Consider the following 21,235-nt stretch of genomic DNA (forward strand, 5'->3'; position numbering starts at 1 on the left):
CGCCCCCCACCGGGCGGCGCTCACTTGCTGAAGTAGGCCGGCGCGTTCTCAGTGAGCGCGCCGTCCATCGTCTCGATGAACTCGTCCACCGTGACGTCGCCCTGGACGAGCAGGACCTGCTCCTGCTGGAGCTTGGTGTTCGTCGTCGGGTCCAGCTGGGTGTCCCACGGCATCAGCGCGGCGCCGGTGACCTTCGCGGCCTCGTCGATGGCCTCCTTGTAGATCGGCAGCGCGTTGTCGGGCACCACGGGGGCGGCGGTCGTCGGGCCGAGGAGCCCGGTGGCGGCGTACTTCTCCGGGTAGCGCTCGAGCGCGAACCCCAGGAAGTCGTGGATGAGCGGGTCGTAGGTGCTGGCGTTGACGGCCACGCCGATGCCGGAGGGCGCCACGTACTCGTTCGCGCCCGTCGTGGAGTCCTTGATGGTCGGCAGGGTGAAGAAGCCGATGTTGTCCTGGAGGTCCTTCGGGAGCTCCGTCGTCGCCAGGCTCGGGAGTTCCCACGTGCCCATGTTGTACATGGCCGCCTTCCCCGAGGTGAACAGGCTCTGCGCATCGGCGTAGCCGACCGAGGAGAAGCCCTCCTGGAACGCGCCGGCCGCCCCGAGGTCGTGCAGCCACTGGGCCATCTTCCGGCCGGGGTCGTCGGAGAAGGCGGCCTCGGCCTTCTTGAGGCTCTTGATGTACTCCCCGCCCTTCATCCGGAAGGGCTGGTAGGCGACGTAGCGCTCGAGCGTCCAGCCGTCCAGGCCGTCGAGCGCGATGGGCGTCACGCCGGAGGCGGCGAGCTTCTTGCACAGGTCGGGGATGTCGTCCAGCGAGGTGGGCACCTCGACGCCGGCCTGCTTGAACAGCGCCTTGTTGTACCAGAACACCTCGATGCCGTACTCGAGGGGGATCATGTAGAGCGAGCCGTCGTCGAAGCGCTGGTAGTCGAGAGCGGGGGGACGGTACTGGTCCGTGATCCCGAAGTGGTCGAGCAGGTCGGCCACGTTGACCATCTTGTTCTGCGAGGCCAGCTTCTGCGCGAACGGCGTGGCATCGGTGTCGAACAGCTCGGGAAGCTTGTTGGCGGCCGCGAGCGTCTCGTACTTCTGGATGTACGACGGACGGTCGGGGGTCGTGATCAGCGTGAGCTGAAAACCGGGATGCTCCTCGGCGTACTCGTCGGCGATCGCCTGCATGGTCTCGATGACGGCGCCGTTGGCGGGGCGCGAGAGCAGCCAGGAGATCTCGCGGGGCTTGATCTCGCCCTCGGGGCTGACGTCCACCGGTCCCGACGGCGCGGCGCTCTTGCCGCAGGACGCGACGATGGGCGTCATGAGTGCACCGCCGACGAGGGCGAGGAACTGGGAGCGCTTGAGCATCATGGTCTTTCTCCTTCGAAAGGTGTGGTTGTGGCGATGTGCTCGTGATGTCTCAGGACGTGCGGAAGGTGTCGAGCCGGGTGCAGGTGGCCGTGCCGTCGAGCACGGCGAGCCCCACCCTCCCCGCGGGATGGTCGTAGACGGAGGTGGACAGGCACACCGACCGGTCGACGCAGCACTGGAGGAGCTCGTCCTTGAGAAGAAGATCGATGTGCGCCCTGCAGTCCGTCAGATCGACGGGGCGCTCGAGCTCGACGATGTGGGGGATGTCGCCGGAGACGTGCCACTGCTCGCCGCCGTGGACCCGCCTGGGCCAGCGGTCGAGCACCAGGCGGTGCCGCGCGGGCTCCAGACGGAGCACGTAGCCGTTCTCCCCCTCCGCGTCGGTGCGGATCAGAAGACTGATCTCCCGGGTGCCCGGCTCCCACTCCAGATCGACGTCGATGCGCGCGTCGCGCGGCAGCACGTCGGTGACGACCGTCGACTCGTAGCGCTCCGGGTCGCCGAGCCGCAACGGCGCCCGCAGGTGGTGCCCGGGACGCGCATAGGCCTCCAGCGCCTCATGGGGAATCCTGAAATCCAGTGTCCCGTCGGCCTCCTGGACGGCCTCCAGGCAGGCGAGCGTGCCGGCCCAGAGCCAGCGTCCGTCATCGCGCTCGTCCCGCCGCGACGCGATCCAGCCGAAGAAGAGGCGCCTGCCGTCCCACTCGGCCGACTTGGCGGCGTAGAACCCGCGTCCGTCGATGGTGTCGCGCTCGGGGGCGAGCCAGGGCCCCTCCGGGGAGCGGGACATGCGGTACCGGGTGACGAAGCGGTCGGTGAACTCGGAGTAGACGAGGTACCACCACTGCCCCATTCGGAAGAGCTCGGGGCACTCCTGGGTGACGAAGCGCCTCGGGTCCCACAGCGGTGCGGCCGGCCTCCAGGTCCGCAGGTCGTCGCTGACGAGCCGCGCCACGACTCCCCGACGACGATCCGCGCCCTCGCAGTACCGCGCCGCCAGGATGAGCGACCACCCGTCGCCGTCCGGGTCGGGGTAGACGAACGGGTCGCGCCAGTCGGCGGGGTCGTAGCCCTCGGGGGCGCCGAAGGTGTCCTCGGGGCGCTTGACCCAGGTGGAGAGATCCGTGCTGGTCGCGTGCGCGACGAGCTGCAGGGACCGCCCGTCGGAGGCGAGCGCGCCGGGGTTGTTGGCCGTGTAGAACAGGTGGTACCCGCCCTCGCGGTCCCGCACGACGCTGCCCGTGTACGCGTTGAAGTCCTCGGCATCGACGCCTCCGGAGGGGAGCGCCTCCCCCCGGTCCTCGTAGTGGACGAGGTCGGACGTCGTCACGAGGTGCCAGGGAGTCCCGGACTCGGGCTCGCGGCGACGCTCGTAGAGGTAGTAGAGCCTGAGCTCGTCGCCGTCCGCATAGGGGATGACGTCCCCGACCCAGTCCGGGCGCGGCCGGAAGAAGATTTCTTGCGTCATGACACCCCTCTGTGATCAATCGATTAATCAAGAGAGTAGACGACGCGAGCCGTCCGGTCAAGCGTTTGATCAAAATGGTCCGCCTTCTGGACCGGTGCGTCCCGGACGCCCTCCGCCCCGCGTCTCGGCGCCGGGGTCGCACGCGCGACCCCGGCGCCGAGACGATTCCGAGTACTCAGAGCACTCGGAGCATTCCGAGTGCGGGAGGCGACCGCAGGCCTCCCGGTTCAGCCGGCCCGCAGGCTCCGCGGGCTCCTCAGCCAGCCGGCGTCGGTCGGGCGCAGGCCCGCCCAGCCCGACGAGCGCGCCCGAGCGGCGGCGAGGACGCCCACGACGGTCGAGGGATTGTGCAGCCGTCCTGCCATGACGGCGTCGAGCACGTCGTCGAGGCGGAACCAGGTGGGCACGAACTCGGCCTCCTCGGCCTCGCGCTCCACGCGCTCGGACGGGGGCAGCGGGCGCAGGTCCCGGGCGAGGTAGGAGCGCGCCCCCTCGGTGGTGAAGCCGGGCGAGGCGTAGAAGTCGACCAGCACGTCCCACCGCGCGGCCGCGAAGTCGGTCTCCTCGGCCAACTCGCGCTGCGCGGCGACGAGCGGCTCCTCGCCGGGCACGTCGAGCAGGCCGGCGGGCACCTCCCAGAGCATGGCGCGCACGGGGTGCCGGTACTGGCGCACCATGAGGATCTCCGCCGCGCCGTCGCCCTGGGCGGAGTCCCGGCCCTCGCGCAGCGCCACGACGGACACGGCGTCGTGGTGGGCCACGGTCTGGCGGCGCACCGGTGCCCGGCCGTCGGCCAGGAAGAGCTCCTCGTCCTCGACGGTGAAGATCGGACCGCTCCACACCCGCTCGCGCGCACCGACCGCTCGGCCGGCGTCGCGGGCGTCCTCGAGCTCGGCGCGACTCACTTCTTCCTCTCCTTACTCGCCCCGTCGGAGTCCGGCTCCTCAAGCCGGCGGGAGGCGTAGACATCACGACGTCGCTCCAGGCCGGCCCTGATCAGGGCCGCGAAGAGCGGATGCGGCCGGGTCGGCCGGGACTTGAACTCGGGATGGGCCTGGGTGGCCACGAAGTAGGGGTGCAGGCCGCGGTCCAGCTCGACGAGCTCGACGAGGTGCCCGTCCGGGGAGGTGCCCGTCACCCGCAGGCCGACGGCGGCCAGGCGGTCCCGGTAGGCGTTGTTGACCTCGAAGCGGTGGCGATGGCGCTCGCCGATCTCGGTGCAGCCGTAGACGTCGGCCACGATCGAGTCGGGCGCGAGCACCGCGGGGTAGGCGCCCAGACGCATGGTGCCGCCCAGGTCTCCCCCGCCGGCGACGAACCGGCGCTGGGAGTCCATGGTGGTCACGACCGGGTCGGGCGTCTCCGGCTCCATCTCGGTCGATGAGGCGGCCGTCAGGTCGAGCAGATCGCGGGCGACCTCGATGACCATGCACTGCAGGCCGAGGCACAGGCCCAGGGTGGGGACCCCGTGCTCGCGCGCCCACCGCAGCGCGCCGACCTTGCCCTCGATGCCGCGCACGCCGAAGCCGCCGGGCACCACGACGGCATCGACGCCCGCCAGGGCGCGCTGCGCGCCCTGGCGGGTCTCGCAGGTGTCGGAGGCGATCCAACGGATGTCGACGCGCGCGTTGTTGGCGAATCCGCCGTGACGAATGGCCTCCGATACCGACAGGTAGGCGTCGTGCAGGTCGACGTACTTGCCCACCAGGGCCACCTCGACGCGGTAGCGGGGGGCGTGCACGCGGTCGAGCAGCCCGTTCCACTCGGTCCAGTCGACGTCCCGGAAGGGCAGGGAGAGGCGCTGGACGAGGAAGGCGTCCAGTCCCTCGCGGTGCAGGGTCGGCGGCACCTCGTAGATGCTGGCGGCGTCCTTGCACTCGATGACGGCGGAGGCGTCGACGTCGCACATGAGGGCGACCTTACTCTTGACCCCCTCGGGCAGGGATCGGTCCGTGCGCAGCACCAGGACATCGGGCTGGATGCCGATGGAGCGCAGGACCGCCACCGAGTGCTGGGTGGGCTTGGTCTTGAGCTCGCCGGCCGCCGGCAGGAAGGGGATGAGCGAGACGTGCACGAAGGCCACGTTCTCCCGTCCCAGGTCCGCCCGCACCTGACGGGCGGCCTCGAGGAAGGGCTGGGACTCGATGTCCCCCACCGTGCCGCCGATCTCGGTGATGATGACGTCGGGCACCGCGCCCTCGGCGTCGGGCGCGGCCTGAGCCCGCATGACGCGCTTGATCTCGTCGGTGATGTGCGGGATGACCTGAACTGTGTCCCCGAGATACTCCCCGCGACGCTCCTTGGCGATGACGTTGGAGTAGACCTGCCCGGTGGTGGCGTTGGCGGCCCCGGTGAGGTCGACGTCGAGGAAGCGCTCGTAGTGGCCGATGTCCAGGTCCGTCTCCGTGCCATCCTCGGTGACGAAGACCTCTCCGTGCTGGAAGGGGTTCATCGTGCCGGGGTCGACGTTGATGTACGGGTCGAGCTTCTGCATGACGACGCCCAGGCCACGGGCCCGCAGCAGACGACCCAGGCTGGAGGCCGTGAGCCCCTTGCCCAGCGAGGAGACGACGCCCCCGGTGACGAAGATGTGCCGGGGGATGTCGGGCATGCGTCCGCTCAGGCGAGTGCGATTGGAGCTCACGGACCTTCAACATAGCAGGTCGGGCGCCGCGGGCCGTCGCACACGCTCGGACTCGCGCCCGCCGGCACCAGCCTCATCCCCCGCCCAGGACCCGCTCGGTGAGCTGCTCCGAGAGGCTGTCCGCGCCGGGCAGGCCCCGAGAGGCGGCACGGGCCCGTTCGCGCGCGGCCGCGAGCAGGCCGTCGTCGGACAGCAGGTCCATGACCGCACCGGCGAGGGCCTCCGCGTCCGGCTCGACGAGAACGGCACCGCCGCGGGCCGTCAGGGCGGTGCCGCCGACGTCGGTCGCCACGATGGCGCTGCCGGCCCGCAGCGCCTCCTGAACGACGAGGGGCTGCCCCTCCCACAGACTCGTCTGGATGACGACATCGGCCTCCCGGAGGAGGACGGAGACGTCGTCGCGCCCGCCCAGGAGCCTGACCGGCAGCTCCTGCGCGCTCGCCCGCTCCCGCGCGGCCCGGCTCCCGGGCCCCTCGCCCGCCACCGCCCACACGAAGGCGGGCAGCTCGCCGTTCGCGGCGCGAGTGCGCAGCACGTCCGCGGCGTCCAGGAGCAGGCCGATGCCCTTCTGCGGCGCCAGCCTGGCCACCGTCAGCAGCCGCCGCCCCTGCCCCCGCCAGGCCGACTCCGTCGCCGAGGCGCGGGGCGCCGGATCCGTCGGCGTGCGCGGCGGCGCGGGGATGACGGCGATCTCGACCTGCGTCGCGCCACGGCGTGAGGCGCGCTCCGCCAGATCGGGACTGACGGCCAGGACCAGATCGGCGCGCGCCGCGACGAGTCGCTCCAGGCGCTCGCCCACGGCCCGTGCCAGGCGTCCGCCGACCGTGAGGTTGTGAAGGGTCACGACCAGGCGGGTGCGACCGGGACGGCGTCGCCCCAGGGCCAGACCGGCGAGGGCGCCCGCGCGCAGGCCGTGGGCGTGGACGACGTCGGCGCTCCGCCCCAGACGGCGCAGCCTGGCCACGACCGCGGGGTCGCCGGGGGAGGGTCTGGGGCCGATCTCAAGGGCCTCCCCCCGCGCCCCGCCCAGGTCGATTCCCCCCAGGACGGCCCCGGGCGCCTCCACGATGACGTCGTGCCCCGCCCGTGCGAGCAGTCGGGCGCAGTCGCCCAGGTGCGCGCGCACTCCTCCGACGGCCGAGCCGGAGACCTCCAGGACGCGCCGTCGCCGCCCGGACGTCCCAGGACCCGGTGACCCGACGGCTCCCGCGGATTCCGCGGGCTTCGAATGGTCCGAGGACTCAGCGAACTCCGCGGCCCGTGCCCCCCGGTCGGTGCCGGAAGGCGTCGCCCTTCCCGCCATTCCAGTCGTTCCAGTCGTTCCAGTCGTTCCAGTCACTGTCCCTCCCGGGGTGATGGTGTGCCCGCCGACGCGCCACCGGAGCGCAGACCGCTCAGGAGGCGGCGGTCCGCCGCCGTGCACACGCCCATGACGACGCCCGCGCAGGCCACCGCTCCCACGGCGCCGACGAGGATCGAACCGAGCTCCGTGCCGGCGCGCGCGCTCACCGTGCGCGCGCCGAGGCCGGCCAGCAGCGCGATGGGCGCGCCGACGACGAGCGCGCGCAGGGTCGGGCCGACGGCGCGGGCGCCCACGACCAGGACCAGCGCCGCGAGCATGCCGGCGCCGGCGACGCCCATGCCGATCGTCAGCCCGATGGCCAGCGCGACGAGAGTGGCTCGCCCATCGCCTCCGTCCGGGGCCATGAGCCGCACCGCGACGGTCGATGCCCCGGCGACCGTCACCCAGCCCAGGGCGGTGGCGTGGGCGGCGGGGCGGGCCCGTCCGGCGGCGAAGAGGATCCGGGTGACCTGGTGGACGAGGGCGTAGCCCACCAGCGCGGGCGCGAGCACGGTCAGGCAGACACCCATGCCCTCGACGTCGGTCAGCAGGGCGAAGAAGCGCTCGGCCGCCGCCGACGAGGCCATCAGCGCGCCGCCGCCGGCGAGCGCGACCGCGGCGACCAGCGCGGTGGAGGTGGCGGCGAGCTCGACGGCCCGAGGCGGGTGGCGGTTCGGCCCCCCTCCGGCATCGCTCCCGTCGTCCCCGTCGAAGGCCGCCGCGAGGCGCGGGTAGACCACCGTGGCGACGGGAACGGCCATCACCGCGTAGGGCAGCATGTAGACCGCCTGGACGTACTGGTAGACGGCCACGGTCCCGGCCCGTCCGCCGGAGCGCGCCAGCGCCAGGACGGCCAGGGTGCTGATCTGCTGCGCGATCAGGGTCCACACGCCGGCGCCGCCCAGACGCAGGGCCCGCCGGGCGACCGGCCGATCCAGGTGCAGCGTGGGGCGCAGGCGGACTCCCAGGCGCGAGACCGGGTAGAGCAGCGGCAGGCTGAGCGCGGCGACGCCGGCGGTCGTCCCCCATCCCAGGACCCTCAGGGCCGCCGCCCCGGCCTGGTCGCCGGAGCCGGAGGTCATGGTGCCGTAGACGGCGTAGGTCGACATGACGACGAGGCTGGACAGGATGGGCGCGAACGCGGGCCACGCGAAGCGCCCCATGGCCTGCAGCACCCCGGTGAGGACCACGCCGATGCCGTACAGGGGGATCTGGACGGCGAACATGCGCAGGAAGGCGGCGACCAGATCCACCTGGAGACCGGGATCCGTGCCCGACGAGGCGGGCAGCAGCGCCGCGATGGGATCGGCGAGAGCCGCGAGGACGAGCGCCAACGGGGTCAGGACCGCCAGGACGACGCCGAGCAGGCCCGAGGCGATGCGCGAGACGTCCCGACTGCGGGAGGGGATCGCCACCGCGGCCAGCAGTGGGACGACGGTGGCGGCCAGCGCCCCGCCGACGACGATCTCGTACAGGGCGTTGGGCACCTGGTTGGCGGTGGCGTAGGCGCCGGCGACGGTTCCGGCGCCCACGGTGGACGCCTGGACGATCCACCTGGCGAAGCCGAGCACCCGCGAGACGAGTGTGAGACCGGCGACCCCGGAGGCAGCACCGAGCAGACCGCGCGAGCGCGCGGGGCGCCGGCCCGCCATGCCGGACGAGGACCCGGCCGGCCCGCTCGCCCGCGCGGAGGCGGTCATGAGGGTCGGCGGCCCAGGCCGTCGAGCGCGGCCAGCACCGGGGTGCCGGCGATGACCCGGGTGAAGGAGACGCGCTCGCTCGCCAGGACCAGGCCGGTGCCGACGAGCGCGGCGAGGCCGCGCACCGCCCGGCCGGGGTGGGCGGCCAGGGCGGTGCCGACGAGCGCGCCCACGGCGTTGGCGCCCGTGTCCCCGAGCATGGTGTCCTCCAGGAGGTCCTCCGGCAGGGCCGCGGCGACGATGCCCAGCGCCCCGGCGGCCAGCGCCCTGGAGGCCCCGGCGCCCCGACGGCGGTCGATGAGCAGGGATCCGCTCAGGAGGGCCGCGGTCTTCAGAGCCCGACCGGGCCGCAGGTCGAGCAGGTTGTGAACGTTGGCCCAGGCCGCGATGGCCGCCGCGCCGGTCGCGGCGTCGACGGCGACGGCGAGCGGACCGCGCGCCCCGGCGACGGGACCGAGGAGGCTGCGGTTGCGGTATCGGGCCAGGAGCACTCCGGAGACGAGGGCCCCGGAGCCGATGACGACGACCTTGAGCGCGCCGGTGGTCACCCGCCCGCGGGCCAGGGCGCCCAGGTGGCCGGTCAGTCCCTTGACGGGCGCCCCGCCGTCATGGGCGCCGGCGTCGAGGTCGTCGGCGAGCCCGGCGACACCGGCCGTCGTCGTCGCCACGAGTGCGGCCACCGCGACCGCCTCGGAGCCGGGCACGGCGCGGTCGATCCGAGCACTCGCGGCCACGGCCCCGGCCGCCGCGCCGACGCCACCGCGCAGACTCGTGGTGCGCCCGCGGAAGTTCATGCGCTCCAGGCGGGGGCGCAGCCCGTCGAAGGAGCCCGCGCCGGCCGACCAGGCCAGGGTCGCGCCGAGCGCGTGGAGGGCGACGCCGGCCGGGGAGCGGTCCGGTGCGGCCGTGGGCGGGTCCGCGGGGACCGCGGCGCGTCCGGGCGCGCGGCTCTCGGGCTTCATGAGTCTCATGGCCTTCATGGGCCCAGGGTATCGGTGCGGGCCGGGGTCCGGACGTTGACACCCCCCTACCGTCTCCGGGCGAGTGGCGTTACTGTGCGGCCGTGATTCTGATGCCGCCAGAGCCGACCGGTCCTCGAACCACCGCTTCCGAATCGGCAGACGATCCCCCGGAACGCCCCGCCGGGCAACCCGCGGCCTCCGCCGACAGCCCGTCGCGCCGGCTCCCCATGCCGCCGGTCGTCTACGTGCCGTGCGTGATCGACGAGCACGACGAGCGCAAGCTGGCGCTGCGCACGACGAAGGACGGGCGGCTCGCCCTGCTGGTGTACACGGCCCTGGACCGCCTGCTGGATCTGGCCGGCGACGTCCCATGGGTGCTCATGGACTGGGACGGGCTGGACAAGGCGCAGAAGATCGAGCACTACGACATGATCCTGCAAGACATACGGATTCCGGAGGACCAGCGATGAGCGGAGTACGAATCACCAGCGGTGTCGCGCAAAGCGCGACCAGTCGCATCACGACGGCGCAGGACTCCATCGCGGCCTGCCGCACCGGCGGGCCGACGGAGGTCGATGCCGGCGACGTGGCCGACATCGTCAATTCCGCCCTCATGGAGTTAACGTCCCGGGTGGACCAGCTGAGCTCGGACATGGACGGATTCTCGACGACCCTGACGAGCGCCGTCAGCGGCATGGAGGGCACCGACCAGAACGTGGCGAGCAGCACTCCGAAGGCGACCCTGGAGGACGCGCGATGAGCTTCGACACGAAGATCGACGGCGAGGCCGACCACCTGACCGGGCTGGCGGACTGGCTCAGCGGAACGGTCGCCACCGCCGTGGACGACTCCGCGACGGCGATCGCCGACACCAAGGCGGACATCGGCTCGGAGTGGGAGGGCGCCACGGCCGACGCCGCCGTCGCACGAGCGGGCGACATGGTCACCGCCGGGGACGACCTGTCCACGCGGACGACGACGGTGTCGGGGGCGCTGAGCACCTATGCCGACGCGCTCGCCACCGCCACGCGGGAGGCTCAGTGGATTCGCGACGACGCCACCGCGGGCGGCCTGACCGTCAGCGGCACGACCGTCCTCGACCCGGAGGATCCGGCCGACACCACCCAGGCGGCCCTGTACAACGACCTGTCCACCCGCATGACGACGACACGGACGACCCTGTCCACCGCCCAGGACGATCTGCGGACCGAGCTGACGCCGGGAGACGTCAGCACCCTCTACAACGTGCCCGCCCTCGGGGCATACAGTCTCGGCATTGCCGCCACGGCCGGTTATGCGACCTGGTCGATCGGCCGCGCCATGGTCATCAACGGGGGGAAGATGGCCGCCACCGGAGCGGCGCGACTCTCTTCGCTCCGCTCCCTGTCCCAGGTCGCCGATCCCGCCGGTTTCTATTGGGAGCTGGACCACGCTCAGAGCATGGTGAGGGAGGGCAATGCCATGAGGGCGGCAGGAGGCGCCAACTACAAGCTCAAGGTTCCGAAGGGCGCCACCCGCCTCGGCAACGGCCTCGCGGTGGTCGGGACGGGTCTCGGCATCTGGGCCGACATGAACGATGGCGAATCCACGGGGCAGGCCGTCACGTCGAATGTCGCCGCGACGGCAGTTGGTATAGGTGCCAGTACACTGGCCACAGGGGCGGTCTCCGCAGGAACCTCGCTGCTGGCCTCAACGGCGACGGGCGCGGCCCTGGGCTCGGTCGTCCCGGGAGTGGGCACGGTCGTCGGCGGGGCCGTGGGCCTGGCCGCCGGCGTCACCGCGTCGTTCTTCACGGACGGCTTCGTCGACTCCCTCTTCGAGGATCACAAAGGGGTGGGGCACGCCGTCAGCGAGGGCGCCAAAGCGGTCGGGGACGGGTTCAAGTCGGTCGGGAACGCGGTCTCCGACGGCTGGCACGCGGTCTTCGGCTGACTCCCGGCGGAGGTCACGAGGGAGTAGTTCATCATGATCGCGGGTTTCTTCGCCTCCGCGCTCCTCGCGCTCGGAGTCGCACTCATCCACGCCTGGCGCCAGACCATACGGGGAGAGAATCGGCAGTCGGCCCTCATCGATTACGCACTGCATGGACCCGCCCCGCAGTGGGCCCGTCTCCAGCTCGCACTCCCCCCGGTCTCCGGAGTCGCATTCGCCTATGCCGGAGCCTATCTTCTCGCTCTTCCGCGTCTGCCCGGCGCAATGGTCGCCCCCATGGGGTGGGGCCTGGCCGTTCTGATCGCTCTGAACCTGATCATGATGGGATACGCGAAGGTGCGCGCTCTCCCGCTTCCCGTTCCCGAGATCAACCACCAGGAGCTTCGGTCCCGCCTGCGGGAGTCCGGCGACTGGCAGCGACGCTACCCGACGACCACCGCCGCCGGCCCCATCCGCATCACCGCCCCTCCCCCGGCCAAGCCGGCCATCATCCACGCGCTCGTCGCCGTGATCGGGGCCTGGGGACTATGGGGGCTGTCGCTGAGTGGGCGCCCCGGCGGCATCCTGCTCTTCGGCCTCATCATCAGCACCGCCGGCCTGCTCCTCATGCGCCGCAACCTCGTGCGCGGCTTCTCCCTGACCCTCGACGAGCGGGGCATCACCGATCGCAGCTCCTTCCGCCGTCGACGCTTCCTCCCCTGGGAGGTCATGACGAGCGTCCTCGTGGACCCGTTGGGCGTCCTGGTCTCCTTCGACCGCTCCAGACCCGCCTTCGGGGCGCTGCCGTTGAGGCAGCGCGTTCTCCTGCACTCCGAGAACTACGGCACCGGCATCTACGTCCTCGCCAGGTACCTGGGGCTGACGCCGCGAGACCTGGCGGACCTCATCCGGCGCGAGTACAGGATCAACACCGGGTCGTCCCTGATAGAGGCGCAGCCGACCCCGGACTACCTCCCGGAGTCGCCGCTCGACGACATCGGTGGTGGGTGGTGACGACGATAGTGCTCGTGAGGATCCGCGGTAACCGTCCTCACGACGGTATCGGGGGCATGACGGCGTCGGCCCCCTTGTCGAAGCCGTAGTGCCCCTTCCTCCCCGCGGCCGCTGCGGCCAGGGCCAGCGGGGTGGAGACCGCGGCGGCCGTCTGCCCCACCGAGTCGATGGTGGTCACAGGGGCCTTGGCGGTGCGCAGGGAGGAGACGACGTCGGTCTCCGCGTCGGCGGCACCGACGACGACCGTCGTGGAGACCGCGGCCGTCCCGGTCAGAGCGCTGGCCCAGGAGGTCGCGGTCTGCGACATCGTGGCGGAGGCCTCGGCGTCGGCCCTGGTCTCCGAGGCGTCCGCACTGCGCGGGCCGACGGCGACGATCATGTCCGCGGGGCCGTTGGGCCTGGCGTCGACGGTGACCAGCGGGGTGTCCGAGGCGGTCAGCAGGCCCATGAGGGCCTTGGCGCTCTCCGAGTCGCTGGTCAGCGCCGTGCCCAGGCCCTCGCCCAGCACCCCGTTGCCGTCGGTCGAGACCGTCTTGCCCAGGTATCCGGCGAACTGGCCGGAGTAGGTCTGCCGGAAGGCCTCGCGGGAGTCGTCGGTCCAGGCGGTGGTCAGGCTCACGCGTCCGTTGATCGTCCCGCCGGCCGTCTCCACCTGAGCGGTGATCGTGTCGACGTCGTCGCTCTCGGCGTCGGGGAGGACCGCCAGGGCGACCTTCCTGCCGTCGAGGGTCCCGGGCAGGTAGGCGGCCGCTGCAGCGGTGATGTACGCGTCGCGGTCGTTGACGGCCGCCTCGGTCTGCTCGAGCTGGGCCTGCATGGCCTTCCGGTTCTCGCGCAGAGAGGTGACCTGGTCGTTCAGGGCGGTCCCCAGGGAGTTCTGCAGCGGTCCCGCGCCGAGCACGACGCCGACGGCGAGCGCGAGGAAGACGGAGATGAGCGATACCAGGTGGTAGCGAAAGTCGATCATGGGAGTCCTGTTCCTGCTCAGACGGAGGGTGTGCTCGGGGCCAGTCCCACGAGCGAGCGGAGGAAGTTGACGAGGTCGTCCCACACGGCGCCGGACAGACCCAGGAGAGTCTGCCCGGACGGCGTGGAGGCGAGGGCGGCGAACAGGGCGATGAGCCCGGCGAGGGCCAGGAGGGCCAGGTTCCAGCCGGAGATGCGGGTGCGGTACAGACGCGAGACCCCCTTGGCGTCGATGAGGCGATTGCCGACCTTGAGACGAGTCAGGAAGGTCGAGGACATCCCTTCGCGTCCCTTGTCGAGGAACTCCAGGAGCGTGACGTGCGTGCCCACCGCGACGATGAGCTCGGCCCCGGCGCTGTCGGCCATGAGCATGGCGATGTCCTCGCTGGTGCCGGTGGCCGCGAAGACCTTGTGCTCGACCTCGAGGCTCTCCACCCGGGCGAGGCCGGGGGCCCGGCCGTCGCGGTAGGCGTGGACGACGATCTCGGCGCCGATCCCGAGGGCCTTGTCCGACACGGAGTCCATGTCGCCGACGATCATGTCCGGCTTGAGCCCCGCCTCCAGGACGGCGTCCGCCCCGCCGTCGACTCCGATGATGACGGGCTTGTAGTCGCGGATGTAGGGGCGCAGCGCCATGAGGTCCTGCTTGTAGGAGTAGCCGCGCACGACGATCAGGACATGGCGCCCGTTCATCCGGGTGCGGATATCGGGCATGCCCACGCCGTTGAGCAGGAGGTCGCGCTCGCCGCGCATGTACTCCATGGTGTTGACGGCGAAGGCCTCGAGCTGCACTGACAGGCCCGCTCTCGCGGCCTCCATGGCGTCATCGACCCGCTCCCGGGTCTGCACCACGCCCTCGGCGACGACCTCGTCCTCGCCCTTGACGCTCACCCTCGCCGGGCCGCCGTCGGAGCTCAGATCGATATCGACATGCTGACCCTCGCGCACGCGCATGATGTCCGCCCCCAGGTCGTCGATGAGCGGAATGCCGGCATCGACCAGGATGCCCGGGCCGAGATTGGGGTAGCGCCCCGAGACCGACGGCGCGGCGTTGAGCACCGCTGCGGGGCGCGCCTCGGCGAGGGCCTCGGCGGCCACGCGGTCGAGATCCGTGTGGTCGATGACGGCGATCTCGCCGGCTCGAAGGCGCTTGGTGAGCCTCTTCGTGCGCGCGTCGACGCGCACCACCCCACTCGGGCATTCCGGGTCCGACGACGCCTGCTTGCGGAACGGGATCCTCACGTCGGGGATTCTGCCACGGCGGCGGCCTCGTCGAGGAGCTCAGCCGCATGCCGCAGGGCCGCCTCGGAGCGTTCGTGCCCTGAGAGCATGCGGGCCAGCTCGGTGACGCGTTCGGAGCCGGTCACCCGTACGACCCGGGTGCGGGTTCCCCCCTCCATGAGGGACGGATCCGGCGTCGCGGCCTCCGGGACAACGGCGTCCGGGGTCTCCTTGACGACGACCAGGTGCGTGTGCGCCCAGGCCGCGACCTGAGGCAGATGGGTGACCACCACCACCTGGTGACGGCGCGCCAGGCGCGCGAGCCTGCGGCCGACCTCACGCGCGGCACGTCCGCCGACTCCCGCGTCGATCTCATCGAAGACGAAGGTGCGCTGGTGCGCCGCCGTGGTCGCACGCTCCTGCGGGGCATGAGAATCGGCCGCCGACGCCGGGCCGCCGGCGTCGGCCAGAACGACCTCCATGGCGAGCATGATGCGGGACAGCTCGCCGCCCGAGGCGCCCTTGCCCAGCGGCAGGGCGGGGGCTCCCGGGTGGGGGGCAAGGAGCAGGGAGACCGCCTCGGCACCGGTGGGGCCGGGCTCATCGAGCGGCTCGAGGTCGACGACCAGTCGCGCCCCCTGCATCTGCAGACCGTCGAGCTCGGAGGTGACCGCGGTCTCGAGCCTCTCGGCGAGCACGCGGCGCGCTGCGGTCAGCCGGTCGGCGACCTCGTCCAGATCGGTCTGGGCGTCGACCAGCGCCTGCTCCAGTGCCGCGGCGCTGTCGCCCGGATCCTCCAGCTCGGCCAGACGCGCTGCCGCTCGGCGTCCCCAGGCCAGGAGCGCGTCGACGTCGTCGAGTCGAGTGCTCGCACCGCCAATCTCACGGCAGGCCCGGGCCAGCTCCCCCCGCCGATCCTGGATCCAGGCGAGCCGGGCCGGGTCGGCCTCCAGGGAAGCCAGGTACTCCCCCAGGTCGGCGGCGATGTCGGTCGCCAGGATACCCAGCTGGTGGGTGCGGCCGGCGAGCTCGACCAGGGCCTCGTCGTCCGGTGCGCCGGCGAGGGCGCGCTGCGCGGCGGCGATGAGAGAGGACGCGTCGATCTGGTCGGTCGCAGCCGCGTCCTCCTGGCCGACCAGGGCCGTGCGCGCGGTCCCCGCAGCCAGGCGGCGATCCTCAGCGTGGTCGAGACGCTCGGCCTCGACGGTGAGCTCGCGGTCCTCCCCCGGTGAGGGGTCCACGGTCTCGAGCGCCTCCAACCAGCCGCGCAGGCGGTCCGACTCCTCCTGGCGCGCCTGCGTCCCGTCGCGCCATCGATCCAGCGCCTCGGCGGCCTCACGACGGGCCCGGTAGGCCTCCGCGTAGCGGCGGCACAGGGCGGCGTGCTCGCCTCCTCCCAGACTGTCCAGGGCGGCGCGCTGGGCGGCGCCGCTGCGCAGCCGGAGCTGGTCGGCCTGCCCGTGAACCGATACGAGCTGGGATCCGACCTCGGTGAGGACGGAGGAGGGGACGGCGCGCCCTCCCAGATGGGCACGGGAGCGTCCCGTGGCCGGCACCGTCCGGGAGGCCAGGAGAAGGTCGTCATCGAGCTCGCCGCCCGCCTGCCCGACCCGGGCGGCGGCCCGGGATGCCGGATCGATGGCGAAGGACCCCTCGACGAGGGCGCGCTCCGCCCCGGTCCTCACGATGGTCGACTCGGCGCGCTGCCCCAGGAGGAGGCCGAGCGAGGTGAGCACCATGGTCTTGCCCGCACCGGTCTCCCCGGTCAGCGCGGTCAGACCGGGGCTCAGGAGAAGATCGGCCTGCTCGATGACGCCGAGATCCTCGATGTGGAGCGACTCGATCATGTTGAATCGTCCGGGTCGTCCGGGTCGTCCGGGTCGTCCGCGTCGTCCGCGTCGTCGGCGATGGCTCGCCAGCCCTCGACGGGAAGGTCGAACTTGCGCACGAGCCGAGTGGCGAAGGGCGCGTCGTTGAGTCGTGCCAGGCGCACGGGGCGGTCCGCGCGCGTGACGCGGATGCGCGAGCCGGCGGGCGCATCCAGGCTCCGCCGTCCGTCGCACCACACCTCGGCGCCCCCCAGGCCCGCGTGCTGGATCACGACCTCCAGGCGGGAGTCGGGCCCCAGGACGAGCGGACGCGTGAACAGGGCGTGGGCGACCAGCGGCACGAGCAGCAGGGCCTCGACCTCCGGCCAGATCACGGGCCCGCCGCCGGAATAGGCGTAGGCCGTCGAACCGGTGGGCGTGGACATCACCAGGCCGTCGCAGCCGAAGGAGGAGACCGCCTGCCCGTCGACCCCGATGGCGACCTCCAGCATGCGGGCGCGGTCGCACTTCTCCAGGGCCGCCTCGTTGAGGGCCCAGTCGTGGGTGACGCCGCCATCGGGGGCGGTGACCTCGACATCCATGGTCATGCGAGTCTCCACCGCGTAGTGGCCGGCCACCAGGTCGGCCACGACCTCCTCGACCGCGTCGGGATCGGCCTCCGCCAGGAAGCCGACGTGACCCGTGTTGACGCCGACCAGGGGCACATCGCGTTGCCGTGCGATCTCCGAGGCGCGCAGGATCGTGCCGTCGCCGCCCAGGACGAGGACGAGGTCGACGTCACCGCCGAAGGCCGGATCGACGGCCTGAACACCGTGGGCGCGCAGCGCCGCCTTGGCCCGCATGACTGCGGTGGCGGTCGGCGCGGCCTTGCGGTGGCGCGGAACCGGGGTGTCACCGCGGTCCCGCTCGAGCACCATGACACGACGCAGTCCGCGCTCGGTTCCGGAGGGACTCGAGGAACTCGCCTCCAGGACCGGCTCGATCGACTCGGGCGGGCCGGAGGAACCGGTCGGAGTGCGCGGCGTCCCGGATGACGGGGTGCATGCGCTCACGGCTGCCTCCCCTCCGTACGGCGGCCAGCGGGTCCTTCGGCGACGGCGCGATCGGTCTCGGCGAGCAGGGCGTCGCCGACGAGGTCCGCCGCGGTGCCGGCCCGTCCGGCGTGCAGGTTGATGAAGTACTCCACGTTACCGGCGGGACCGGGCAGGGGGGAGGCGGTCACGGCGTCTATGCCGACTCCGAGCTCGTGAGCGCGGGCGGCCACGGTCAGCACGCTCTCGATGTGCATCCCGGGGTCGCGCACCACTCCCCCGTGCGCCAGGCGCTCCTTGCCGACCTCGAACTGCGGTTTGACCATGAGCAGCAGGTCGGCGTCCTCGGCGGCCGCGGCGAGCAATGGGGCCAGGACGAGGGTCAGGGAGATGAACGACAGATCGCCGACGACGAGCTCCGGAGCGGGCACGACCGCCCGCGGGTCCAGGGCGCGCACGTTGGTGCGGTCCAGGACCGTGACCCGCTCATCGGACTGAAGAGACCATGCGAGCTGGCCGTAGCCGACATCGACCGCCGTCACGTGCGCGGCGCCGCGCCGCAGCAGGACGTCCGTGAAGCCCCCGGTGGACGCCCCGGCGTCCAGGCATCGGCGTCCTTCCAGCCGCGGTGCCAGACCCCGGGCCCCGAGGGCGTCGAGTGCGCCGGCGAGCTTGCGGGCGCCGCGGGAGACGTAGTCGTCGCCCTGGGACGGTACGAGCTCGAGCGCCTGCGCCGGGTTGACCTGACGCGCCGGCTTCACGACGACGGCACCGTCGAGCGTGACATGCCCGTCGACGATGAGTCGGGCTGCGTGCGTGCGCGAGCGAGCGAGCCCGCGTCGGACGAGCTCGGAGTCGAGACGAATGAGGCGTGCCATGCAATACCGATGTCTGTCTGGTGTCTATCCGGGTGCTGATGCTGCTAGTGGACTGCGCCCGGGGTCGAAGACGTTGGCCATCAGTCCTCGGCCCGGCGGAGCTCCGAGGCGAGCGTCTCATGAATCGCCTCCAGAGCGGCGACCCGTTCCTCCATCGGAGCGTCGCCGGCCTCCTGAAGCCTGTCGGCGATATCGGTGAGGCGGCCGGTATGCGCATCGGCCGCGCCTGCCGGTGGTGGGACCGGAACGGGGCGCGGCTCGCGGGCGATCTGGTGCGTCATGCGGTGATCGGACTCAGGCTCGGACACGAATGTCGGGAATGCTCGGCGCCGGGGCTCCAGCATGCCGATCCAGGTGATCCCACATGGCGCAGGCCAGAGCACGGTAGGCGTTGAGGGTGATCTCAGCCTCCCGCCCGGTCAGAGCGACCTCGTCGTCGAGAAGGACGACGTCGTCGTGAATGCGGCAATGAGTCGCGCCCACGATCCACTCGGTCTCTTCACCGCGGCGCTCGTGCACCGGTCTCGGATGGGGCTCCAGCAGGCCGCGCAGGTCGGTGTGGAGGTATGCGGGGCGCTCCTCGGGCCGGGCCAGGACGACGTCGCGCGCCGTGCTGACGCCCGTCAGGACGTGCAGTCCGGGGATGCCGGCGGCGCGGGCCCCGACGTGATCGGTGTTGAGACGATCACCCACGGCCAGCGGGGCGGAGCCACCGGCGCGGGCGAGAGCGCGTTCGTAGATCCCCGGGAACGGCTTGCCTCCGGCCAGCGGCTCGCGACCGGAGGCATTGGCGATGGCCGCCACGAGACTGCCATTGCCCAGAGCGAAGCCGCGCTCGGTGGGCAGGGTGGCGTCGAGATTGGTGGCGACGTGAAGCGCCCCATCGGCGATGGCGTACAGGCCCTCCGACATCATCGCCCAGTCGACGGCCGGATCCCAGCCCTGAACGACAGCGGCGGGCCGGTCGTCGGCCGAGGCGACAACCGTGAAGCCCTCGGCGGCAAGAGCCGAGCGCAGACCCTCGCCACCGACGACGAGTACGGGCGAGCCCTCGGCGAGCCGCTCGCGCAGCAGTGCGGCGGCGTCCATGGCGGCCGAGAAGACCTCGTCCGGAGAGGCCCGAATATCGTTGCGGGACAGCTTGTCGACAACGGCCTGAGGCGCGCGGGAGGCGTTGTTGGTGACGAATGACAACGTCATGCCGTGAGCCCGAGCGCCGTTAATGCTGTCAGCGGCGTAGTCGACCCTGGCGTCACCGGCGAAGCACACGCCGTCCAGGTCCAGGAGGGCGACGTCATAGGTCCGCGCCAGAGGCGACTCGCTGCCCAGAAGCATGGCGTCTCCATCAACGGGAGCCAGTGCGGTCATGTCAGGCCTCCTGATCCTCGGGCCCGTCGCTCTCATCGACGTGGCCGGTCTCGCCGAGCAACTCGGCCATCTCCTCCTCGACGCGCTCGGAGAAGGACGCGGACCCGTGGAGCTCCTCGGTGCTCTCGTCGCTGGTGAAGGTGTCGTCGCATCCCACCGGCACGGCCGAGAGACCTTCGGGAGCCTCCCCGGCGAGGCCGCCGCCGACGGTCTCGGTGAGATCGTCGGTACGTGCCCTCGAGGCATCCTCCTCGGAAGGGATGTCGGGCGCGTCAGCGGACTCGGCGCGAACGGCCTGCTCCTGATCGTAGTCGTCCTCGATATCGTAGACCTCGACATCGTTCTCGGGCTCGTCCCGGGGTCCCTCGCCGATGCGCTCGCGAATGGCCGCGGCCTCATCCGCTCGGCCGAGATTCTCGAGCCGGTCGGCGCGCACGGAGTGGAGACGTCGCAGCGTCTCCCGGTCACCGCGGAACATCATGATCGCCTCTTCGATCACCACCAGCCCGAGGTCGTCCTGCCCCATGTCGTGCCGCACGCCCGAGACGACCATGGCCAGCTCCGCCTCCTCGAGATCGTCGAGCAGGTTGGGGTCGACCTCCTTCGCGATTTTGAGGGCCTGCTGGTGACGGCCCAGAGCGCGCTCGCAATCGGCCTCGATGGCACGATGCATATCCAGGCCCGACAGACGCCTCGCGGCACGGATCTCGCGAAGCGCCTCGGCGTAGTGCCCGGCCAGGTATGCGGCGATTCCTGCTGACTCTCGTACGACGGCAACCCGGCCCGCGTGCGATGCAGCATAACGAGCATGCTGATAGGCGAGCTCCGGGTCGGAGACGAGCAGGCGCTGAAGCATGACCAGATGCCGTGAGACGTTCTCCGCGTTCGCCCGGCCCAAGGCTCTCAGCTCACGACGTGCCGACGCCTCGAGATCCGCCGGCCGGACGTTCTCCGGCACCGAGGGCTCGGGCACCCGCCTCCGCTGCGAAGGACGAGAATCACGCCCACCGCCGTCGCGGCGCCCATGCCCCGAGAAGCGTCTTCCGCGGCCATCCTGTTGACGACGAAAACGATCACCGCGCTCCTCGCGGCGCCGACCGCGATCCCGCTTGGCGTCGTCGCCTCGCGCATGCCCGTATCGGCCACGGTCATCAGAAGACGAGCCGCCACGACCACGAGAGAACTCGCGGCCTCCATCGTCATGACTCCGGGAGTGCTGTCGCCGCCCGTCGTCAACCGGGTATTCCCTGTCACCGCGCCGCCGGAAACCATGACGATCGCCAGCTGAGCGTGCACTGCGGGAGCGCCACTGACTGTCGCGCCTGTCCTGGGACATGGATGTGGTCCTTGGGTTGCGGTGGGATCTGTTTCTGGATGAGCCTACCTGTAGTCGGTGACAGGTCTCTTGATCCGGCGTTGTTGTGTTGTTGTTTGTTTCCCCCCCGTTTGCCGCCGTTTTTGTGGGTGGTGGGGGGGGTGGTGTGTGCTCGGTGGTGTCCTGCTCTTCCGCGTCCTGGCGGGCGCAGTACCATTG

General features: G+C 71.8%; 20 protein-coding genes. 5 read left to right on the plus strand and 15 right to left on the minus strand.

Annotated elements, in window-relative coordinates; all coding sequences use genetic code 11:
- Positions 1-20: 20 nt before the first annotated feature.
- The 7 genes from G448_RS0107930 to G448_RS0107960 form a co-directional block, all read right to left on the minus strand.
- On the minus strand, positions 21-1,367 hold the full coding sequence (locus G448_RS0107930) for an ABC transporter substrate-binding protein (protein ID WP_026407558.1): 1,347 nt from the start codon (positions 1,365-1,367) through the stop codon (positions 21-23).
- Between the two features lie 49 nt (positions 1,368-1,416).
- Positions 1,417-2,835, minus strand: coding sequence for a family 43 glycosylhydrolase (locus G448_RS0107935; protein ID WP_026407559.1), 1,419 nt, complete (start codon positions 2,833-2,835; stop codon positions 1,417-1,419).
- A 227-nt stretch (positions 2,836-3,062) separates the two neighbouring features.
- Positions 3,063-3,740: an NUDIX domain-containing protein gene (locus G448_RS0107940; protein WP_026407560.1), complete on the minus strand. Its 678-nt coding sequence runs from the start codon at positions 3,738-3,740 to the stop codon at positions 3,063-3,065.
- Entirely contained in the window at positions 3,737-5,446 is a 1,710-nt protein-coding gene (locus G448_RS0107945; RefSeq protein WP_211227983.1) for a CTP synthase, read from the minus strand. The genes G448_RS0107940 and G448_RS0107945 overlap by 4 nt, the downstream gene beginning before the upstream one ends.
- Before the next feature lie 106 nt (positions 5,447-5,552).
- Positions 5,553-6,635 (minus strand): glycosyltransferase family 4 protein, encoded by a 1,083-nt coding sequence (locus G448_RS15695; RefSeq protein ID WP_051268752.1) that lies wholly within the window; start codon positions 6,633-6,635, stop codon positions 5,553-5,555.
- Between the two features lie 179 nt (positions 6,636-6,814).
- Positions 6,815-8,473, minus strand: coding sequence for a murein biosynthesis integral membrane protein MurJ (murJ, locus tag G448_RS0107955; RefSeq protein WP_026407562.1), 1,659 nt, complete (start codon positions 8,471-8,473; stop codon positions 6,815-6,817).
- A 44-nt stretch (positions 8,474-8,517) separates the two neighbouring features.
- A complete protein-coding gene (locus G448_RS0107960; RefSeq protein ID WP_245572248.1) occupies positions 8,518-9,501 on the minus strand; it encodes a hypothetical protein in 984 nt (327 codons plus the stop codon).
- A gap of 236 nt (positions 9,502-9,737) precedes the next feature.
- Between G448_RS0107960 and G448_RS18800 the strand changes: the two genes are divergently transcribed.
- The 4 genes from G448_RS18800 to G448_RS0107985 are packed head-to-tail and all read left to right on the plus strand — an operon-like array spanning position 9,738 to position 12,408.
- Positions 9,738-9,953 carry an SAV_915 family protein gene (locus tag G448_RS18800; RefSeq protein ID WP_245572249.1) on the plus strand — a complete coding sequence of 72 codons (216 nt, stop codon included), beginning with the start codon at positions 9,738-9,740 and terminating at the stop codon, positions 9,951-9,953.
- Complete coding sequence (locus G448_RS0107975; protein ID WP_026407563.1) at positions 9,950-10,243, plus strand: hypothetical protein; 294 nt, start codon at positions 9,950-9,952, stop codon at positions 10,241-10,243. Before G448_RS18800 ends, G448_RS0107975 begins: the two co-directional genes overlap by 4 nt.
- Positions 10,240-11,415: a hypothetical protein gene (locus tag G448_RS0107980; protein ID WP_026407564.1), complete on the plus strand. Its 1,176-nt coding sequence runs from the start codon at positions 10,240-10,242 to the stop codon at positions 11,413-11,415. Before G448_RS0107975 ends, G448_RS0107980 begins: the two co-directional genes overlap by 4 nt.
- A gap of 33 nt (positions 11,416-11,448) precedes the next feature.
- Positions 11,449-12,408, plus strand: a complete 960-nt coding sequence (locus G448_RS0107985; RefSeq protein WP_026407565.1) for a hypothetical protein — start codon at positions 11,449-11,451, stop codon at positions 12,406-12,408.
- Between the two features lie 37 nt (positions 12,409-12,445).
- Here the strand turns inward: G448_RS0107985 and G448_RS0107990 are convergent, their stop codons facing one another.
- The 8 genes from G448_RS0107990 to G448_RS0108025 form a co-directional block, all read right to left on the minus strand.
- A complete protein-coding gene (locus tag G448_RS0107990) occupies positions 12,446-13,375 on the minus strand; it encodes a copper transporter (RefSeq protein WP_026407566.1) in 930 nt (309 codons plus the stop codon).
- A gap of 17 nt (positions 13,376-13,392) precedes the next feature.
- Complete coding sequence (gene steA / locus G448_RS0107995) at positions 13,393-14,616, minus strand: putative cytokinetic ring protein SteA (protein ID WP_026407567.1); 1,224 nt, start codon at positions 14,614-14,616, stop codon at positions 13,393-13,395.
- Positions 14,613-16,442 carry a DNA repair protein RecN gene (gene recN, locus G448_RS0108000; protein WP_026407568.1) on the minus strand — a complete coding sequence of 610 codons (1,830 nt, stop codon included), beginning with the start codon at positions 16,440-16,442 and terminating at the stop codon, positions 14,613-14,615. Before recN ends, steA begins: the two co-directional genes overlap by 4 nt.
- The gene (locus G448_RS15705) at positions 16,439-17,341 is read right to left on the minus strand and encodes an NAD kinase (protein WP_051268754.1); all 903 of its coding nucleotides are present in this window, start codon (positions 17,339-17,341) and stop codon (positions 16,439-16,441) included. The genes recN and G448_RS15705 overlap by 4 nt, the downstream gene beginning before the upstream one ends.
- A gap of 131 nt (positions 17,342-17,472) precedes the next feature.
- Positions 17,473-18,333, minus strand: coding sequence for a TlyA family RNA methyltransferase (locus G448_RS0108010; RefSeq protein WP_026407569.1), 861 nt, complete (start codon positions 18,331-18,333; stop codon positions 17,473-17,475).
- A gap of 80 nt (positions 18,334-18,413) precedes the next feature.
- The gene (locus G448_RS0108015; protein ID WP_026407570.1) at positions 18,414-18,614 is read right to left on the minus strand and encodes a hypothetical protein; all 201 of its coding nucleotides are present in this window, start codon (positions 18,612-18,614) and stop codon (positions 18,414-18,416) included.
- A 13-nt stretch (positions 18,615-18,627) separates the two neighbouring features.
- On the minus strand, positions 18,628-19,701 hold the full coding sequence (locus G448_RS0108020; protein WP_026407571.1) for an HAD-IIA family hydrolase: 1,074 nt from the start codon (positions 19,699-19,701) through the stop codon (positions 18,628-18,630).
- A 1-nt stretch (position 19,702) separates the two neighbouring features.
- Positions 19,703-20,674, minus strand: coding sequence for a tetratricopeptide repeat protein (locus G448_RS0108025; protein ID WP_026407572.1), 972 nt, complete (start codon positions 20,672-20,674; stop codon positions 19,703-19,705).
- 84 nt (positions 20,675-20,758) lie between these two features.
- On the opposite strand from G448_RS0108025, the gene G448_RS18105 reads away from it, so the two are divergent.
- Positions 20,759-20,989, plus strand: coding sequence for a hypothetical protein (locus G448_RS18105; protein WP_156910966.1), 231 nt, complete (start codon positions 20,759-20,761; stop codon positions 20,987-20,989).
- Positions 20,990-21,235: the final 246 nt, after the last annotated feature.

This window comes from Actinomyces gerencseriae DSM 6844 (genome assembly GCF_000429265.1).
GTDB classification, from domain to species: domain Bacteria; phylum Actinomycetota; class Actinomycetes; order Actinomycetales; family Actinomycetaceae; genus Actinomyces; species Actinomyces gerencseriae.

Bases quoted from the DNA above. Each gene is read 5' to 3' on its own strand.
- murJ (WP_026407562.1), bottom strand. From the start codon at position 8,473: ATGGCGGGCCGGCGCCCCGCGCGCTCGCGCGGTCTGCTCGGTGCTGCC.
- G448_RS0107980 (WP_026407564.1), top strand. From the start codon at position 10,240: ATGAGCTTCGACACGAAGATCGACGGCGAGGCCGACCACCTGACCGGG.
- G448_RS0107960 (WP_245572248.1), bottom strand. From the start codon at position 9,501: ATGAAGGCCATGAGACTCATGAAGCCCGAGAGCCGCGCGCCCGGACGC.
- G448_RS0107985 (WP_026407565.1), top strand. From the start codon at position 11,449: ATGATCGCGGGTTTCTTCGCCTCCGCGCTCCTCGCGCTCGGAGTCGCA.
- G448_RS0108010 (WP_026407569.1), bottom strand. From the start codon at position 18,333: ATGGCACGCCTCATTCGTCTCGACTCCGAGCTCGTCCGACGCGGGCTC.
- G448_RS0107930 (WP_026407558.1), bottom strand. From the start codon at position 1,367: ATGATGCTCAAGCGCTCCCAGTTCCTCGCCCTCGTCGGCGGTGCACTC.
- G448_RS0108020 (WP_026407571.1), bottom strand. From the start codon at position 19,701: ATGACCGCACTGGCTCCCGTTGATGGAGACGCCATGCTTCTGGGCAGC.
- G448_RS0107935 (WP_026407559.1), bottom strand. From the start codon at position 2,835: ATGACGCAAGAAATCTTCTTCCGGCCGCGCCCGGACTGGGTCGGGGAC.
- G448_RS0107945 (WP_211227983.1), bottom strand. From the start codon at position 5,446: ATGCCCGACATCCCCCGGCACATCTTCGTCACCGGGGGCGTCGTCTCC.
- G448_RS15705 (WP_051268754.1), bottom strand. From the start codon at position 17,341: ATGGTGCTCGAGCGGGACCGCGGTGACACCCCGGTTCCGCGCCACCGC.
- G448_RS0107975 (WP_026407563.1), top strand. From the start codon at position 9,950: ATGAGCGGAGTACGAATCACCAGCGGTGTCGCGCAAAGCGCGACCAGT.
- recN (WP_026407568.1), bottom strand. From the start codon at position 16,442: ATGATCGAGTCGCTCCACATCGAGGATCTCGGCGTCATCGAGCAGGCC.
- G448_RS0108015 (WP_026407570.1), bottom strand. From the start codon at position 18,614: ATGACGCACCAGATCGCCCGCGAGCCGCGCCCCGTTCCGGTCCCACCA.
- G448_RS0107990 (WP_026407566.1), bottom strand. From the start codon at position 13,375: ATGATCGACTTTCGCTACCACCTGGTATCGCTCATCTCCGTCTTCCTC.